Genomic DNA, 17,099 nt, shown 5'->3' with positions numbered 1-17,099 from the left:
GGCGAAGCTGCGTGAGGTAGGCAACGAGAATTCCCACCACGAGGGCGGCTTCGAGGCCTTCACGCAAACCGATCAGGAATGTAGCGAGCACAGTGTTCCGGTTCGAATAGACGGGGCGAGATTTGGTGAGGTAAGGCTTACCTCACCAAATTAGCGCTCGATGCGCCTAGCGCAAAATCCCGCATCCCGGCGATCTGTGCGGCCACCATTGTGCTCGTGCTGTAGACCAAAGCGACGTGCTGGAGTTGGAACGGCGAGAAACTGCAGTTGGGGAACCTGTACCCCGGCAAAAGTCGTGAGCCGGCGACGGGCAAACCCGAGGCGCTCATATGCCGCGACCGCGGTGACGTTTGTTGCCGCAGCGTGCATGAGTGCACGATCGCCGCGCTGTTGGATGTGAAAGGCAACATCCAGCACGAGCCGTGATGCCAGCCCTTGTCGTCGGTATGCGTCGTCGGTCGATACCGCGCTGATCTCGGTCCACCCCGGCAGTCGCAGACGTTCTCCCGCCATCGCCACTAGTCGGCCTTCGCGACGGATTCCGATGTAGCGACCGAGTTCATGAGTGCGAGGCAGAAAAGGGCCAGGTCTGTTCCGTTCAATAAGAGCAAGCATCTCGGGCACATCAGCCTCGCCGAGGAGGTGAACTTCTGGGTCTGCAACCGGGTGGAGAGCTTCGGTCTCGACGAGCTGCACACCGTCGCCTCGCCACAATTCCTCCCAGCCGTCTGGAAACTCCGGAATGTCACCAGACAGACCGATCTGGGCTCCGGGCCCGACCAGGTCGCTGAGAGAAGTCCATACCTGCGCGTCATCCCAGGTGCGTACCGCGACGAACGGGGCGACGTCCGGGTGGTAGCGACGCGCGAGATCATCGCCTTCGGCAAAGCGCGCGTGTGGGCCCACAAGGGCGTGCCAGGCAGCGTTGTCAAGGATGGTGGCTTCGTGATGAGGGGACAGCGACTCGTTCACTTCTTGGCTTCTCCGATAGCTCTCTCTGCTCGCTGGGTGGTTGCGTCAAGCGCGCGATCATCCCGGCGGGCCACAAGTGCAACGGCGCCTGGTGACTGATCATTCCGCGTTGGGCGATCAATCTCTGTGATCGCTCGATAAGCAGTGTGCCTAGGGTCTAGGGTTGCGCCAGCTCACGCGCTGTCAGGGCGCGGTTCGCAGATGACGACTGGAATCTCACGGGTCGTCTTCGTTTGGTACCCGGCGTAGCCGCGGTAGCTGCGAGTGATCTTCGGCCAAAGCTCTGCGCGCTCGTCGGGCGTCGCGGTGCGCGCGGTCATCGGGATCGTGCGCCCGTGCACGCTGACTTCCACCTCGGGATTCGCGACGAGGTTTAGGTACCAGGCAGGGTGCCGAGAGTCGCCGCCTTTGGAGGCGACGATCACGTATCGGTCGTCATCATGAATGGGCGCGGTGAGCATGACGGTACGCGGGGATCCAGATGTGCGCCCGATGGTCGTCAGCTCGATCACGGGCATCGAGCCCATCGTCGAGCCAAGCCGTCCTCCCGAGACGGCGAGAATCGCGCGGTGAACGCGATTCACCATTCGGTGGCCGAAGTCCTTGAGCGCTGTCGCGATAGTCATGCTCGAAGCCTAGGGGCGGCGCGGGGTCATAGTGACACGATAGAAGCATGACCACGGCCAATCTTACTCGGGCTGAGACGGCGGCGCGATCCGCTGTTATCACTGCCCGTAGCATCCATGTTGAAATCGACGTGACCGGCGCGACCAACCCAGACCGTGCAGACTTTCCGGTCACGACCACTCTCGAGTTCGATGCTTTGACCGACCAGACATGGGTCGACTTCATCGGCGACATTGTCAGCGCCGTAAGCATCAACGGGACGGAGGTTGCCGTCAACTACGACGGCGCGCGGGTCGCGCTGGCGGGCCTTGCATCGACGAACACGGTGGTTATCGTTGCGAAGGGTGCGTACAGCCGATCGGGCGAGGGGCTGCATAGATTCGTTGACCCCGTTGACGGTGAGACCTATCTCTACACGCACTACGAGCCCGCAGACTCTCGTCGCGTGATGGCCTGCTTCGAGCAGCCCGATATGAAGTCTCGCTACACCTTCGAGGTGACCGCACCACTGGGGTGGCAGGTGCTGTCGAATCAGGATGCTGCCTCAACCGTCACCACTGAGTCGGCACAGACCGTGCGCTTCGCGCAGACGCTCCCGCTGTCGAGCTACATCACCTGCATTGCGGCCGGTCCTTATCATCGCGTCGATTCCACCTGGGCTCGAGGTGACCGCACCGTGCCGCTCGGAGTGCTGTGCCGTGCCTCGCTTGCCGATCACCTCGAATCTGACGAGATTCTTGAGGTCACCCGTCAGGGGATGGACTTCTTTGACGACGCGTTTGCCTATCCCTACCCGTGGGGAAAGTATGACCAGATCTTCGTGCCCGAGTACAACATCGGCGCTATGGAGAACCCGGGGTTGGTGACGTTCACCGAGGCATATGTTTTTCGCGGAGCATCCACCCAGGCGCAACAGGCCGCTCGCGCGAACACGATTCTTCACGAGATGGCACACATGTGGTTCGGCGACCTCGTGACGATGCGCTGGTGGGACGACCTCTGGCTCAAAGAGTCGTTCGCCGACTACATGGGCGCACATGCATCTGCTGTGGCCACCAAATACACCGACGCGTGGGTGGCGTTTGCAAATCGGCGCAAGGCATGGGCGTACACGCAGGATCAACTGCCAACCACTCATCCGATCGTGGCTGACATCACCGATCTAGAAGCAGCCAAGCTGAATTTCGACGGCATCACTTATGCGAAGGGCGCCTCGGTTCTCAAGCAGCTGGTCGCGTTCGTGGGCGAAGAGGCGTTCTTCAGCGGCGCCCGCCAATACTTTGCACGGCACGCCTTCGAAAACACGACCCTCGACGATCTTTTGGTCGAACTGGAGCAGACATCTGGCCGCGAGTTGCGTAGCTGGTCTCGCGCGTGGCTCGAAACCAGCGGCGTCACTACCCTCTGGCTCGAGCACAAAACTGATTCGCAGGTAGTGCTGCACCAGAGCGAACCGCGCCCGCACCGCCTGCAGGTCGGTCTCTACGACTTGGCGGCGGGCCGTCTCGCGCTGCGAGAACGAGTCGCGCTCGACATTGACAGCGCGCACACCGAAGTATCGCTCGATCCCGCTGATCTCACGCTGATCAACGATGGTGACCTGACCTACGCCAAGGTGCGTCTCGATGACCGCTCGCTTGACGCTGTCGAGGCTGCGCTCTCGACGATGGAGGATGCGCTTGCTCGGGGCCTGGTGTGGTCAGCGCTGTGGAATGCCACTCGCGATGGTGAGTTGCGCGCAGAGCGGTATCTGCGCATCGCGCGCGCTCATGCGCCGGCCGAAACCAATCTCAGTCTGCTGTCGGGAGTTGTGGCCAACGCCGCCGTTGCGTCGAGTCTTTACCAGCCCGCTGGCGTGCGTGCGAGTGTCGAAGAAATGTGGTTGAACACGGCATGGGATGCGCTGATGGCCGCGGATGCAGGCAGCGGTGCGCAATTGGTATGGGCACGCGCTGTGGCAGATGCGGCGTCTCGTGACAACTCGCGCGCAAGCGATATTCGAGCGATATTGACGGATGCTGCGGGCGTACCCGAAGGGCTCAAGCTCGACGTTGATTTGCGATGGATGCTACTCGGCGCCCTCGCCGCCACGGGAGATGCCGACGAGGCGGACGCTCGCCGCGAACGTGAAGCAGACGACACGGCAAGCGGGCGAACACAGTTCCTGAGGGTGCTCGCCTCGCGCCCGACAGTCGCGGTGCGCGCGGCGGCATGGGCGGGTGCGTGGGAGGACCACACGCTCACCAACGACCACCTTGACGCGACGATCCGTGGCTTCACGGCAGGAGATCACCGTGACCTCACTGCGCCCTACGACAGCGACTACTTCTCGCGAATCGGCGAGGTGTGGCAGACACGCAGCATCGAGATCGCGCGGCGTTTGGTTGTGGGGCTGTTTCCTGCAACCGAGACGCTAGAGCTCGTCGATGGTTGGCTCGCGGCTCACCACGGTGCCCCCGCGGCACTGCGCCGCCTTGTCGTCGAGCAACGGGATCACCGTTCCCGCGCGCTTCGGGTTCAGGCACTCAACCAGGTGATCTAGTCCAGCGGGCTGACGAGTTCTACGTCGAATGTGAAGTGGTCGATATCTGCATCGACCACAGCCTCGGCCTGCTCGCTTTCGTGGGATCACGCAACGGCGACAGAGGTGCGCTGCTGGGGGTTAGCGGGCTTCGCGGCCCGGTTGTCGAGGACAGAAATTCTCGTGCATGACGAAAAGGCTTGAATAATCTCATGTTGTGTGCTTAATTAAGTCCTGAACAAAGGGGTTGATATGCCACGCACTTCATTCGGGGGAACCGACGTCACGCGGTCAGCAGTGCTTGCGCACCTCGGCGCGAGTGGTCCCGCCTCTCGTGCCGATCTCGCCCGTGTCGTCGGCGTTTCACCCGCCCTAATGACCGCGATTTCGAAGCGCCTTATCGAAGATGGTCTCGTCGTCGAGCTAGATACTGCGCCCTCTCTCGGCGGCCGACCGGCCCGCCAACTCGGGTTAACGTCAAATGTTGCTCGCGCTATCGGCGTCAAGATTTCAGCAGACCATGTGGCTTTTGTAGAGGTCGGCATCGACGGAGCGGTGCGGCGCTCCGCAAGCGAACCGTTTACCGCTGCAGAAGCGACCATGCTTTCTGAACTGACGGTGCTCTTGCGCCGCTTTATTGATGGCGGTGGCGAAGTGCCGTTGCTTGGCATCGGCATCGGTGTTCCCGGCTCGGTCGACAGTCAGGGGAGCGGGGTCGTGGACTCGGTGCAGCTGGCGTGGCACCAGGCTGATCTTGGCGCGTGGATGCGGCGCGCGTTCCAGCTTCCGGTTCTCGTGGAGAACAACGTCAACGCGCTCGCCGTTGCCGAGCGACTATTCGGCGTCGGCGCACTTCATCGCGACTTTCTCGTTGTGACGATTGGAACGGGCATCGGTGCGGGGATCGTGCTTGATGGCGCGGTCGTGCGCGGTGCGAAGGGGGGCGCTGGCGAATTTGGGCATACGCCGGTCGCAGAAACCGGCCCCGAATGCACCTGCGGCAACGTCGGGTGCCTCGAATCCTTCATCGGTGAAGCAGCGCTCGTTCGTACGGCACGGTCGCGGGGCATCATTCCCGAGTCGGGAGGCTCAGCCACGCTCAAACAACTAGCCGATGGCGGTGATGCCGCTGCGGCGGCGATTTTCAGCGAGGCGGGTCATCTGCTCGGGCGGGCCCTCGCGGGCATCGTCAACCTGCTCGACCCCGAGGCGGTCGTGATCCTTGGCGAGGGGACCACCTCGTGGTCGCACTGGTCGTTCGGGTTCGAGCCCGCCTTGCGCGCGAGCTTGATGCCTGGGCGACGAGGTATTGGCATCAGCGTCGAGACCTGGCAAGACGCAAGTTGGGCCCAAGGCGCGGCCGCGCTCGTGCTCGCGACCCCGTTTGACGTTGACGGGGTCGCCGGTGACCAAGGTCGGCTCGTCCGTGAACGACTTGAGCGGCGCGACGCCGAAGGACAAACGCCGTGACGGCGACTCTGGGGGCGCAGTACTCTGCGTCTGACGTGTTGCGGCAAGAGCCCAAGGTTCGGGTCAGACGCCGGCGCAGCACCACGTGGGTTGCAGTGGCATTCCTTGCCCCGAGCGCAATCCCCATCCTGCTCTTCGTGCTCGTTCCAATGATCTCGGCCGGTTGGATCAGCCTTACCAAGTGGAACCTCATCTCACCGGCAACCTTCGTCGGCCTCGACAACTACGTAGCACTGCTCAGCGATTCGCGCACCGCCGAGGTGTTCCTCCACACGCTGTATTACATCGTCGGATATCTCCCGGTTGTCTACCTCGGCGGCCTGGCGATCGCGCTGGCCCTGAACACAGCGCTCAAGGGTCGCACGCTATTGCGCGGCGTCTACTTTCTCCCGGTCGTGACCAGCTGGATCGCCGCTGCACTCGTGTGGCGCTGGCTGCTCAACCCGAGCAACGGTGTCGTGAACAGCATCCTCAGTGTCTTTGGCATCGATGGGCCTGGCTGGTGGACAGATCCCGCGTGGGCGATGCCGTCGGTGATTCTCGCGTCGGTCTGGAAAGACCTGGGCTTTGTCATGGTCATTCTGCTCGCTGGGCTCCAGACGATTCCGACAGAGCTCTACGATGCATCGAAGGTCGACGGGGCCGGATGGTGGTCGCGTCTACGCAACATAACCTTGCCACTGTTGTCGCCGTCAACATTCTTCGTCGTTGTTATTTCCCTCATCAACGGGTTTCAGGTTTTCGATCAGGTCTATGCCATGACCGGCGGCGGTCCGAATGGTGCAACCACTGTCGTGGTGCAGCAGATCTATGACCTGACCTTCCGGTACGGGGCCGCCGGCGAAGCTTCGGCCCTTTCGTGGATGCTGTTCATCGTGATCCTGGCGATCACTGCGGTCCAAATTCGCGGGCAACGAAAGTGGGTCAACTATGGCTGACCTCGCTGTGGCCACGCGCCGTGCTGCACAACGTGCCGCAACGACAAAAACACGCCTGGGCATGATTACGCTGTTCGTCGTCGTGGCGCTCGGCGCCATCGCCATGATCTTTCCTTTCGCATGGACGGTCGCTACCTCGATCACGCCGGGCGCGAGTTTGACTCTCACCCCGAGCCTGATTCCTGACGATCCCTCGCTCGAGGCATACCAGCGTCTGTTCACCGAGCGGCCGTTTCTTCGCAACATTGGCAACAGTGTCGTGTTGGCGCTCGCTACGACCATCCTCCAACTATTCACAAGCGCGACAGCGGCCTACGCGTTCAGCCGGCTCGCGTTTCGAGGACGAACTGTCGTTTTTGCTATCTACCTGTCGACGATGATGATTCCGCTGCAGGTGCTGATCGTTCCGTTGTTTGCGCAGCTTCGTGAATTCGGTCTCGTGAACACCTATTTGGGAGCACTGCTGCCCAGTTTTGCGAGCGCATTTGGGATCTTTCTGCTGCGCGAGGCAATCAACCAAGTGCCGCGTGAACTCGACGAAGCGGCGACGATCGACGGTGCAGGTCACTTTCGCATCTTCTGGACGGTCGTCCTCCCTAACATTCGCCCCGCGCTCGCGACACTGGCCGTCTTCGCGTTCATGGGCAGTTGGAACAGTTTCCTCTGGCCGCTCGTGGTGCTGCGGGCACCTGAGATGCAGACGCTGCCGGTAGCGCTCGCCAGTCTCCAGGGGCAATACACGACCTCATGGGACGTGGTCATGGCTGGTTCTGTGATCAGCATCCTTCCCATGCTCGCCATCTATTTGTTCGCCCAGCGCTACATCGTGCAGGGCGTCGCAAGCTCCGGAATCAAATGATCCGGATCACCCTGAGTGCACCACCTGATCAAAGGAGAACAGCAATGAAGCATTCGCTCGTAGCGATCGCCATCCTGGGCGCCACGTCGATCGCGCTCGCTGGCTGCAGCGGAACCGACACGACGGCGTCGGATGACGGTGAAGACATCACTATCACCTACACCAACTTCATCTCGAATGATGGAAACGAAGACAACCTCGCAACGATTGTCGAGGCGTTCGAATCCGAGAACCCGGGGGTCACGGTTGACGTGACGACGTTGCCCTACGGCGACTACGGCACTGCGCTGCAGACTGACCTCGCAGCGGGCACCGTGTCAGACGTGTTCGACATCGAGTTTGCTAACTACGCCAGTTATCAAGCCAACGGGGTGCTCGCACCGCTCGAGGTCACCGACCCCGCGGCATATCGTCAGACGTTGCTCGACGCGTATCAGACCGACGGCACGCAGTATGCATTGCCCAGCTCGTTCTCAACCGTTGTGATGTTCTACAACGCCGACCTTTTCGATGCCGCAGGTCTCGACTATCCAACGAATGACTGGACGTGGGCCGACGAAGAAGCCGCGGCAGTCGCTCTGACGGATGAAGCTGCTGGCGTCTGGGGCGACCATCAGCCGGTCAGCTTCTACGAGTACTACAAGGTGCTGGCACAGAACGGCGGAGAGTTCCTCAATGCCGACGGCACCGCGGTTGCGTTCAATACACCAGAAGGAATTGAAGCCGCGCAGTGGCTGGTCGGAAAGTCAGGCACAGTGATGCCGACTATCGAGCAGGGGCAGGGGACGGCCGACTTCGACACGAACCTGTTCGCCGAAGGCAAGCTCGGCATGATGCACACCGGTATCTGGATCTTTGGCGCGGTTGCCGACGTCCCGTTCGGGTGGGATATCGCTGTCGAACCAGGCAATACGCAACAGGCAAGCGCGGTGTTCTCCAACGCGGTTGGTGTCTCGGCCGCGAGTGAAAACGTGGAGGCCGCGAACAAGTGGGCCGAGTTCCTCACCTCATCGTCGACCATGGTCGAAGTTCGGTTGGACTCGGGTTGGGAGCTTCCGCCGATCTCGGATGAGGCAGAACTCGCGACCTACCTCGACAAGACCGATCCGGCGAACCGTCAAGCTGTGTTCGACTCGCTCGACGGCATCGCTTTGCCTCCTGTCGTGGCCGAGGGGCAAGCCGAAATGCAAGACATCATTACGCAAGAACTCGTAGAGGCCCAGTCGGGGCGCAAAACCGTCGAAGACGCGCTGGCCGACGCAGAGTCGCGCATCAACGACGTCATCGGCGGCTGACCACACCCATCGTGCGGGTAGCGACCATCTGGTCCTACCCGCACCACGGCCAGAGAGATACCCATGACCAATTCCCAGACTGTTGACATCGCTGCGTTGGCCACGGCGAGCCTCCACTTGATCACCGACATGCAACATGACTCCGGCGCATACCCCGCCAGCCCCACCTTCTCTGCGTACCGCGGCTACTCGTGGTTTCGTGACGGTGCCTTCATCGCTGATGCTGCATCTTCCGCTGGTGCCTCTGCGTCAGCTCATGCCTTCTTCGACTGGTGCGCCAGAGTGGTCTTGGCCAATCAGGATCGCATTCTTCGCATCGTCGAAGCAGAGGCGAACGGCGCACCTCTGCCAGACGGAGAAATGCTGCCAACTCGGTTCACTCTCGACGGTGAACCCGGAGCTGATGACTGGTGGGACTTTCAGCTGGATGGCTATGGCACCTGGATTTGGGCGCTCGCCGCACACGAGACGCGTGTCGGGGGCGACGGGTCTGCGTGGTCGGAAGCCGTCGCGCTGTGCGTTGACTATCTTTGCGCGACGTGGAGCAGGCCATGTTTTGACTGGTGGGAAGAGCACTCTGAACAGCAGCACATCTCGACTTGGGGGTGCGTCGCTGCGGGCCTGAAAGCAGCGTCAGGGCTCGCTTCTCTCGACGATGATCGTCGCCATCTTGCCGCGTCGACGGCGAGGGCTATTGAGGCGCGCATTCGCACTCACGGGGTGTTCGAAGGGCGTCTCGTCAAGTGGGTCGGGGAGCAACGCGTGGACGCGAGCTTGGCATCCCTTTTCGGGCCCATCGGACTATTCAGCGGCGATGACGCTCTCTGCCAGCCGACTCTTCGGCGCATCGAGGAAGAACTGACCGTTAATAGTGGGGTGCACCGTTTCGTCGGTGATCGCTTCTATGGCGGAGGTCGCTGGCCATTGCTGTCGTGCATGCTCGGCCTCGCCTGGCACGCAGCTGGCGATGATCAACGCGCGGCTGAGTTGCTCGAATGGGCAGCATCCGCTGTCACGCAAGATGGCTTTCTTCCGGAACAGGTCGACGGACACCTGTTTCATCCGGACGATAGGTCGGAGTGGCTCGAACGGTGGGGCACCGTGGCCACACCTTTGCTGTGGTCGCATGCGATGCTGGTGCGACTTGCAGTGGAGCTCGGCGTGGAGGTTGCAAAATGATCCGTCATCGTCCGGGTGGATCCGGTCACCCCTACTCCGTTGACACAGAACAGCGTGACCCCGTCATTCCCGTTCAGGGCGAACCTCTCGTACTCGGCGTGTTTGCCACGAACGACGTGACCGAGGTGTCGCTAGAGCTCTCGATTGACGGCGCTCCGCCCCGTGCGCTGGCGCTCGAGCGCTCCGAACGGCGTAGCCGCGGACAGGTCATCGATGGCGGCCACCTCGCTTCAGCTCAAGCTCGGCTCGCTCGCGCATCGGGAGGGTGGAGCATCACCCTGCTCGATCTCGAGGCCGGAGCGACGCTTCGCTACCGCTTCACATCTGACGGTGGATCGACGCGCTGGTTCTGGGTGCGCGTGGCTGGCTGGCGTCCGACCGTCGCCATTCCTGGTGCCGCGATTGCGGGCACAGGGGCGGTTCTCGACGATGGGGAGCGCATCCACCGTGTGCGTTTCGCTCTTGAGCTTGCCGCAGGTGAGAAGGTCGTCGGTTTCGGTGAGCGTTTCGACCAGCTCGATCAGCGTGGTCTCACGCTCGATTCGATGGTTTTCGAGCAGTACAAGAGCCAGGGAGCCGAGCGCAAGACGTATATGCCGATGCCCTTCGCCCACGTTGTTGGAGGTGCGGGGTGGGGCTTTCACGTCCGCACATCTCGGCGCGTCTGGTTCGACGTCGGGGCAAGCGTTTCTGACCAGCTCGTTATCGAGGTCGAAGTGGATGCTGAAAGCGCCGCGACAGATCTAGTCGATCTCGCGCTGTATCGGGGGCGCCCCCGTGGCGTGCTGGATTCGTTTTTGAGCGAAGTCGGTCGGCCTGAAGAGTTACCGGACTGGGTGTTTAGGCTCTGGGGAAGCGGAAACGAGTGGAACACCCAGGCCGAGGTGATGAGGCAGATTGAGGCTCATCGTGAGCACGATATTCCCGTAGGCACTGTGGTTATTGAGGCATGGAGCGACGAGTCAACTTTTCACACCTGGCGCGACGCGCAGTATGAGGTCCGCGAAGATGGTCGGCCGGCATGTCTTGCCGACTTCACATTCCCCCCGGACGGCGCGTGGCCCGACCCGAAAGGCATGATCGACGAACTGCACGAGCGTGACGTGCGCCTTGTGCTCTGGCAGATCCCTCTCCAGAAGATGCGCCCGCACCCCAAGGGGCAAGCGAAGGCAGATGCAGACGCCGCGGTGCGTGCTGAAGCAGTGATTCGCGAGACTTCCCCCGACGGTTCGCTGCGTCCGTATCGCAATCGCGGTTGGTGGTTTCCGTTGGGGCTGATGCCGGATCTCACCGATGAGCGAGCAGCGCGCTGGTGGACCGAGCGCCGTCGCTACCTCGTCGAAGAGATGGGCGTAGACGGCTTCAAGACCGATGGTGGCGAGCATGCGTGGGGGCATGATCTCGTGTACCGGGACGGCAAGTCCGGCGGTGAAAAGAACAACACCTTTCCGGTCGCCTATGCGGCGGCTTACGGCGACCTCATGCGCTCGGTCGGAAAGCCTCCGGTCACGTTCAGCCGTGCTGGTTTCACTGGTAGCCAAGCACACGGCACTTTTTGGGCTGGTGACGAGAATTCGACGTGGGAAGCTTTCCGCTGGTCGCTGACGGCCGGACTCACTGCCTCGGCCAGCGGCATCCTCTATTGGGGATGGGATGTCGCCGGATTCTCAGGCGATATTCCGTCTGCGGAGCTGTACCTGCGATCTATCGCTGCGGGTGCGTTCGTGCCGATAATGCAGTACCACTCTGAGTTCAACCATCATCGGAAGCCTTCGAGAGACCGCACCCCGTGGAACATTGCGGCTCGCACGAGCAATGATCGGGTGCTTCCGGTCACTCGCCGCTTCGCTCACATTCGTGAACGACTCGTTCCCTATCTCGCGCAGGAATCTCGAGCTGCGATCCTCGCGGGGGAGCCGCTCATGCGTCCGCTCTTCTTCGACGACGCCGAGGACGAGCGTATCTGGGAGCATCCACACCAATGGCGGCTCGGTCGTGACTTGCTCGTTGCGCCCGTGGTTACCGAGGGCGAATCCGAAAGGATGCTGTTGCTCCCCGAAGGTCGGTGGGTCGACGCGTTCACGGGCGAACGTCTGCGGGGCGGCAGCGAAGTGGTGCGGGCGACGGATTGGGATGAGATTCCCGTTTACGTGCGTGAAGAAGCCTGGGAAGGACTGCGCTCAGTTTTTGACCGTGGATAGCGCGGCGGCGCTCCAACTCGGGCGGCTTAGCTCTGGACGTACTCGCTGAGAGCGGCGGGCACCCCGATGTGCGACGGCAAAGAAATCCCAGGACCGGTTGGCGCGAGCACGAGTCCGTCGGAGGTGACGCAGGCTTCGCGTCGCACGGCGACTGATGTGACAAGCGACTCGTAGTAGGTCGTGTTCGAGATGGCCATGCACAGGTGGTGGTTGGGAATGTCGCCGCCGTGAACCTCGGCGCGCACGCGAAATGCGTCGGCGAGGTGCGCTGTGCGCATCGAGCCGGTGATTCCACCCCGAAGTCCCGTGCTCGCTCTGACTCCGAAAGTTGCCGCTCCCGCGCGGATAAAATCGGCGGAGTTCATGTGTGCTCCATCAGACGTCTCGGCAACCAGCAACGGCACTCTCACCGAGCGTGCCAGCGAGGCGTAGGCGCTGACGCTGAATTCCCGCATCGGCTCTTCGTACCAGGTATAGGAGGCATCTGCGAGAGCTTCGCCGACGAAGATTGCGTCCGGCAGGTCGAATCCTGCCGACCCGTCGTACATCAGGGGAAGGTCTGGCCCAACATGCTCGCGCAGCGCAATGCATAGCGCCGCGTCAGCTCTCGCGTCACCCCACGCGTGCAGTTTGATTGCGCGATAGCCGAGGTCGATGCACTGATCTGCGACGTCGAGAAACTCTTCCGTGGTGCGGAACGTTGAGGTCGATGCGTATGCCGGAATCTCGGTGCGGAAGCCGCCCAATAGCTGCCACGTGGGCAGATTGGCGTGGCGCCCGGCCAGATCCCAGAGTGCGATATCGACGATTCCCAACAGCGGCAGCGGAAACTCGTCCAAACGATCGAGCTCCCACATGCGATGCCAAAGCCACTCACGTTGCAACGGATCCTGCCCGACTAGTTCGTCTCGCAACAGCCGAGCAACGATGTCGGTGAGCATTGCGGGGCTGCCAGGGCGAGGCGCAAGCGCCACACCGGTCACGCCCTCGTCGGTGCCGATGCGCAGCACGGCCCGGTCGCCAGTTGGCGGACTCCCTTGAAGGCCCGTTCGCCATGAGTACGGGGGGTCGGCTCCCGGCACCTGAACAGTCCATACCTCGACACTTGTGATCTTCATCGTTGAACCTCGCTGATGGTGCGGACGGTGATTTCGAGAACCGGAACGAGTGAGTCTGCTACTTCTTGAGGAATGGTGATCTCCAAGTCTCCGAGCGGATCGCTGACACCAGCGTGCACCTCTGACAGCCATGCGGCGCCGGTGTGCGCGAGCGAGATGTCCGTGCCGAGCACGGAAACACCCAGAATGCGGGAGACGGGCAGCCCCGCAATCATCACGGTATCGTGCGGACGCAGAGTGCAATAGACGAAGATGCGCTCGATATCCGCTGAAGCCTTAACCCCGATTGGCAACGGGGCGTGGATGGGCGCTGACGCGCGTGAGATGCCACTCATTGCTTCGCGATTCCGACTGGTCCACTCTCCGATCTGCTCCAATCGCTCGGTTGCTTCACCAGGGAACAACCCTTCCCCGGTGGGGCCAACATTGAGCAGGAGGTTTCCTCCCGCCGCGACGACCTCGGCCAGGATGCCCAGCAGCGTGGCGGTGCTCTTCCAGTGATGATCGTCAGCGCTCCAGCCCCATGAATCGTTCATGGTGATGGATGCTTCCCACTGCCGGTTCGGAATTTCGGTCGGAACGCGTTGTTCTACGGTCGTGTAGTCGCCGAATCCCACGCACCTGTCGTTCACCACGCAATCTGGCTGGAGTGCGCGGACATGCTCGCGGATGCCGGCGTAGTCCCACTCCGCGGCAGTGTGCTCGAACTCACCGTCGAACCACAGCAGATCTATCTGGCCGTATTCGGTAAGGATTTCGGTGAGCTGCGCCAACATGAACGCACGATATTGCGCCCACTGTTCGGCATCTGTGCGCACATAGCTGCCCAATTCGTAGGGCCGAGTGATCGTTTCTTCTGTCACGGCGGGGTAGAGCGGATGGTGCCAGTCGGGCAACGAGAAGTAGACACCAGTTCTGATACCGCGTTCACGCAATGCGTCAAGCAATTCACGCATCAGGTCGCGGCCAAACGGGCTGGCGCGCGTGATCGAGTAGTCGCTGTGCGCGGTGTCAAACATCGAAAATCCGTCGTGGTGTTTCGATGTGAACACGGCATATGTGGCGCCCGAATTGGCAATCGCGTCGGCCCACTGAACCGCATCGAAACTGGCGGGATCGAACGCGTACGCGTTGTCGAAGTACTCCTCGACTGGCACGCCGGGCCGGGGCGGATGCTGCCCCTCGACGCCGCCGGTCATCTGCCAAGACAGCTCCCAGCCGCGGCTAGCCGCATGCCCGAAATGAATGAATATTCCGAAACCAGCGCGTGAGAACCAGTCCAAGGATGCGTGTGGGGGCGCCGCAGGCGACGTTATAGAAATGAGAACTCCTTTGTTCACGAGGGTGTTGCGCAATCATGAATGGTATGCGTACCATCAAGCACGATGTTACGCGTACCACCCACCGGTGGCAAGCGGACCAGTCAACGCTCGAGGAGGAGACATGACGACAATTCGTGACGTGGCAAACCACGCGTCGGTCGCTCCCATGACTGTGTCGCGTGTGTTGAATCAGCCGGACTCAGTGTCTCCTGAAACGCGTCAGCGCGTCGAAGAGTCGATCGCCGCGTTGAAGTACGTGCCGAACATGCTCGGTCAGGGATTGCGCAAGAAGCGCACCATGGCGTTGGGCCTGATCGTCAGTGACATCACCAACCCGTTTGCTATTCAGCAGATTCGTGGAGTCACTCGCGCGGCCCGCGAAAATGGCTATACCGTCATTTTCGGGCACACCGAGTCCGACTCCGAAGAAGAGCTGCAGCAACTGCGAGCCCTTATCGAACGCCGTGTTGACGGCATCATCCTGTCGCCGGTCTATAACACCCCCGAGTCCGTCAACTTCGTGCAGGGGCAGAAACTTCCGGTTACGGTTCTTGACTACCCGATGCCGGAAAACGACGTGGATGTGGTGCGATGCGATACGCACCTTGCGGCGCGAGAGCTGACCGATTACGTACTGGACCTGGGCCACCGACGGGTAGCGATGCTCAGCGGCGATCGCGCTATCGTCACTGCCCGAGAGCGCGCGGAGGGATTCGAAGAAGCGATGGCTGCCCGCGGCTACAGCGCACCGGTCGAGTATGGACACTTCACACCTGAGTCGGGCTATGAAATGGCCCTCGGTGTGCTTCGGAGCGAGAACCGCCCGACGGCGTTGGTTACTGCGAGCAACTTCATTGCGCTTGGCGCTGCCGAGGCCGCACGCGAGCTCGGGCTCAGCATTCCTGAGGATCTGTCGATCGTGACATTCGACAACGCACGCACCGACACGGTTCTCGACCCATTCTTCACCGGAGTCGTTCAGCCGATCGCAGAGATGGCGACCGTCGCGACTCATTTTCTTCTGGATCGAATTCTGCAGCGCTATAGCGGCGCGGGCCGCGATGAGATCCTTCCCACAATCTTCGAAGTCCATCGATCAACAGCACCGTATGGGCCCTCCTAGGTCGCCTTCAACCGAAGCGCGATCACATCACAATGTAGTGAAAGGAATAGCAATGAACACGCGGAAGAAACTCTTTGCGGCTGGCGCGGTTTTCGCCACGGCCGTTCTTCTGGCCGGATGTGGCTCAAGTGGCGGCGTCGGCGGAGCCGAGGAGGTGGAGCAAGCGACCGGCGAGGACGCAACGATCAACTACTGGACGTGGTTCCCGCCGGAGGCCACACTCAACGCGGCCATCGAGGCTTTCGAGGCTGAGAATCCCAACATCACCGTCAACCTGCGGGTCTTCGAAGCCGCTGACTACGCGAAGCAGCTGTCGCTCGCGCTGAGCGCCGGAGAAGACATCGACGTGGCTGGCGTGCAGGTCTCGGCCATGACCAACGCCGTCAAGGACTTCATGCTTCCGGTCGAAGACTGGGAGGGCGACTGGATCCAGGATGTCAACGAGTCGATGCTCGCACAGACAGCAGGCATCGCTGACGATGGGGTGCTTTACTCGGTGCCCATGGGCTCGATCGGCAGCCCGATCATGTACTACAACGCAGCGATGCTTGACGAGGCGGGGGTCGAGGTTCCGACCACGTCGGCCGAGTGGAAGAGCGCGGTTGATTCCATCCAGGCGCAGTTCCCCGACGTCAACCCGGTCGTTTTCCAGGGGGAAACGTACTGGCAGGAGGAAATGCTCTTCGGCTTCGCGGAGCAGAACTCGCCCGGCCTGTCGGATGACATCTTCGGCGGTGACGGCGCCTGGGACCAGGAGGCGATGATTGACGGACTGAATGCCTACAAGTCGATCTTCGACGACGGAATCGTCAGTACTGACGTGCTGAGCCTCACTGGAACGCGACCAAATGAGATCTTCGCGGCCGGCGAGGCAGCGTTCTACATCGATGGCTCATGGCAGAACTCGCTCTTGTCTGCGGACTACCGCGAAACCGCCGGTATTGACCTTGAGGATGTCGGCGCAGCGCCGCTTCCGCTGGTCGACGGTGGCTCGCCGGCTGTTCGTGCACTGGCGGAGGGTGGGCTCGCGATCCCTGCGTCGTCGTCCAACGTTGAGGCCGCTAGCCTCTTCATCGAGTTCATGGTCGTTGGTGCTGGTGTTGATGTATGGGCGAAGGACCTAGTGCTCGTTCCCAGCCTGAACGGTTACCAGCTGCCTGACGACGTGCTCCAGACTGCTGCAGCTCAGGAAGGCTTCGCCGCGGCAGCTGCGGTCATCGGCGATCCGACGTCGGAGCGCACCAGCCAGCAGGACTTTCTCAACGCAGTCGAGGGCAACGCGATTCTCGACGTGCTGCGCGGGGAGCAGACTGCTGAAGAGGCCGCCGCGTACATGCAAGAAGAGTGGACTTCGGGCCGCTACCCGCACGGTTCAGACCAGTGACAGAAAGTCTCACTACCCGGGCTATCGTCACGGGCGAGCGCGGGGGTCGGCGCGGTACACGCCGGCCCCCGCGCCGCGCGGGCCGGCGCT

General features: G+C 61.7%; 14 protein-coding genes. 9 read left to right on the top strand and 5 right to left on the bottom strand.

The annotated features are described in order from the left end of the window. The 3 genes from AB0O81_RS12705 to AB0O81_RS12695 form a co-directional block, all read right to left on the bottom strand. Nucleotides 1–91: FTR1 family protein (locus AB0O81_RS12705; protein ID WP_363584830.1), on the bottom strand; the 91-nt coding region annotated here is incomplete at its 3' end. 59 nt (nt 92–150) lie between these two features. After that, nucleotides 151–972, bottom strand: coding sequence for a GNAT family N-acetyltransferase (locus tag AB0O81_RS12700; protein ID WP_363584820.1), 822 nt, complete (start codon nt 970–972; stop codon nt 151–153). A 173-nt stretch (nt 973–1,145) separates the two neighbouring features. Next, nucleotides 1,146–1,598: a nitroreductase family deazaflavin-dependent oxidoreductase gene (locus AB0O81_RS12695; RefSeq protein ID WP_363584818.1), complete on the bottom strand. Its 453-nt coding sequence runs from the start codon at nt 1,596–1,598 to the stop codon at nt 1,146–1,148. 47 nt (nt 1,599–1,645) lie between these two features. Between AB0O81_RS12695 and pepN the strand changes: the two genes are divergently transcribed. The 7 genes from pepN to AB0O81_RS12660 all read left to right on the top strand — a co-directional run bounded on the left by pepN (nt 1,646) and on the right by AB0O81_RS12660 (nt 12,062). Beyond that, nucleotides 1,646–4,141 carry an aminopeptidase N gene (gene pepN / locus AB0O81_RS12690; protein WP_363584816.1) on the top strand — a complete coding sequence of 832 codons (2,496 nt, stop codon included), beginning with the start codon at nt 1,646–1,648 and terminating at the stop codon, nt 4,139–4,141. A 231-nt stretch (nt 4,142–4,372) separates the two neighbouring features. Next, on the top strand, nt 4,373–5,590 hold the full coding sequence (locus AB0O81_RS12685) for an ROK family transcriptional regulator (protein WP_363584814.1): 1,218 nt from the start codon (nt 4,373–4,375) through the stop codon (nt 5,588–5,590). After that, nucleotides 5,587–6,528 (top strand): sugar ABC transporter permease, encoded by a 942-nt coding sequence (locus AB0O81_RS12680; RefSeq protein WP_363584812.1) that lies wholly within the window; start codon nt 5,587–5,589, stop codon nt 6,526–6,528. The genes AB0O81_RS12685 and AB0O81_RS12680 overlap by 4 nt, the downstream gene beginning before the upstream one ends. Further along, on the top strand, nt 6,521–7,387 hold the full coding sequence (locus tag AB0O81_RS12675; RefSeq protein ID WP_363584810.1) for a carbohydrate ABC transporter permease: 867 nt from the start codon (nt 6,521–6,523) through the stop codon (nt 7,385–7,387). The genes AB0O81_RS12680 and AB0O81_RS12675 overlap by 8 nt, the downstream gene beginning before the upstream one ends. Nucleotides 7,388–7,431: 44 nt before the next feature. After that, a complete protein-coding gene (locus AB0O81_RS12670; RefSeq protein WP_363584808.1) occupies nt 7,432–8,682 on the top strand; it encodes a sugar ABC transporter substrate-binding protein in 1,251 nt (416 codons plus the stop codon). A gap of 63 nt (nt 8,683–8,745) precedes the next feature. After that, a complete protein-coding gene (locus tag AB0O81_RS12665; protein WP_363584806.1) occupies nt 8,746–9,861 on the top strand; it encodes a glycoside hydrolase family 15 protein in 1,116 nt (371 codons plus the stop codon). Beyond that, nucleotides 9,858–12,062 carry a TIM-barrel domain-containing protein gene (locus tag AB0O81_RS12660; protein WP_363584804.1) on the top strand — a complete coding sequence of 735 codons (2,205 nt, stop codon included), beginning with the start codon at nt 9,858–9,860 and terminating at the stop codon, nt 12,060–12,062. Before AB0O81_RS12665 ends, AB0O81_RS12660 begins: the two co-directional genes overlap by 4 nt. A gap of 26 nt (nt 12,063–12,088) precedes the next feature. On the opposite strand, the gene AB0O81_RS12655 is transcribed toward AB0O81_RS12660, so the two are convergent. Together AB0O81_RS12655 and AB0O81_RS12650 are read right to left on the bottom strand one after the other, a co-directional pair. After that, nucleotides 12,089–13,180: an enolase C-terminal domain-like protein gene (locus AB0O81_RS12655; RefSeq protein WP_363584802.1), complete on the bottom strand. Its 1,092-nt coding sequence runs from the start codon at nt 13,178–13,180 to the stop codon at nt 12,089–12,091. Beyond that, the gene (locus AB0O81_RS12650; protein ID WP_363584800.1) at nt 13,177–14,535 is read right to left on the bottom strand and encodes an alpha-L-fucosidase; all 1,359 of its coding nucleotides are present in this window, start codon (nt 14,533–14,535) and stop codon (nt 13,177–13,179) included. The genes AB0O81_RS12655 and AB0O81_RS12650 overlap by 4 nt, the downstream gene beginning before the upstream one ends. Nucleotides 14,536–14,623: 88 nt before the next feature. On the opposite strand from AB0O81_RS12650, the gene AB0O81_RS12645 reads away from it, so the two are divergent. Further along, nucleotides 14,624–15,625: a LacI family DNA-binding transcriptional regulator gene (locus AB0O81_RS12645; protein WP_363584798.1), complete on the top strand. Its 1,002-nt coding sequence runs from the start codon at nt 14,624–14,626 to the stop codon at nt 15,623–15,625. 52 nt (nt 15,626–15,677) lie between these two features. Continuing rightward, nucleotides 15,678–17,009 (top strand): extracellular solute-binding protein, encoded by a 1,332-nt coding sequence (locus AB0O81_RS12640; RefSeq protein ID WP_363584796.1) that lies wholly within the window; start codon nt 15,678–15,680, stop codon nt 17,007–17,009. Nucleotides 17,010–17,099 lie beyond the last annotated feature (90 nt).

Origin of the sequence: Microbacterium sp. NPDC076911 (assembly GCF_040687125.1) — a bacterium.
Classification (GTDB): domain Bacteria; phylum Actinomycetota; class Actinomycetes; order Actinomycetales; family Microbacteriaceae; genus Microbacterium.
This window is presented reverse-complemented; position numbering and strand designations above follow the sequence as displayed.

What these genes read in the sequence shown, in the direction of transcription:
- AB0O81_RS12695 (WP_363584818.1), bottom strand. Translation starts at nt 1,598, where the DNA reads ATGACTATCGCGACAGCGCTCAAGGACTTCGGCCACCGAATGGTGAAT.
- pepN (WP_363584816.1), top strand. Translation starts at nt 1,646, where the DNA reads ATGACCACGGCCAATCTTACTCGGGCTGAGACGGCGGCGCGATCCGCT.
- AB0O81_RS12685 (WP_363584814.1), top strand. Translation starts at nt 4,373, where the DNA reads ATGCCACGCACTTCATTCGGGGGAACCGACGTCACGCGGTCAGCAGTG.
- AB0O81_RS12675 (WP_363584810.1), top strand. Translation starts at nt 6,521, where the DNA reads ATGGCTGACCTCGCTGTGGCCACGCGCCGTGCTGCACAACGTGCCGCA.
- AB0O81_RS12670 (WP_363584808.1), top strand. Translation starts at nt 7,432, where the DNA reads ATGAAGCATTCGCTCGTAGCGATCGCCATCCTGGGCGCCACGTCGATC.
- AB0O81_RS12665 (WP_363584806.1), top strand. Translation starts at nt 8,746, where the DNA reads ATGACCAATTCCCAGACTGTTGACATCGCTGCGTTGGCCACGGCGAGC.
- AB0O81_RS12660 (WP_363584804.1), top strand. Translation starts at nt 9,858, where the DNA reads ATGATCCGTCATCGTCCGGGTGGATCCGGTCACCCCTACTCCGTTGAC.
- AB0O81_RS12655 (WP_363584802.1), bottom strand. Translation starts at nt 13,180, where the DNA reads ATGAAGATCACAAGTGTCGAGGTATGGACTGTTCAGGTGCCGGGAGCC.
- AB0O81_RS12645 (WP_363584798.1), top strand. Translation starts at nt 14,624, where the DNA reads ATGACGACAATTCGTGACGTGGCAAACCACGCGTCGGTCGCTCCCATG.
- AB0O81_RS12640 (WP_363584796.1), top strand. Translation starts at nt 15,678, where the DNA reads ATGAACACGCGGAAGAAACTCTTTGCGGCTGGCGCGGTTTTCGCCACG.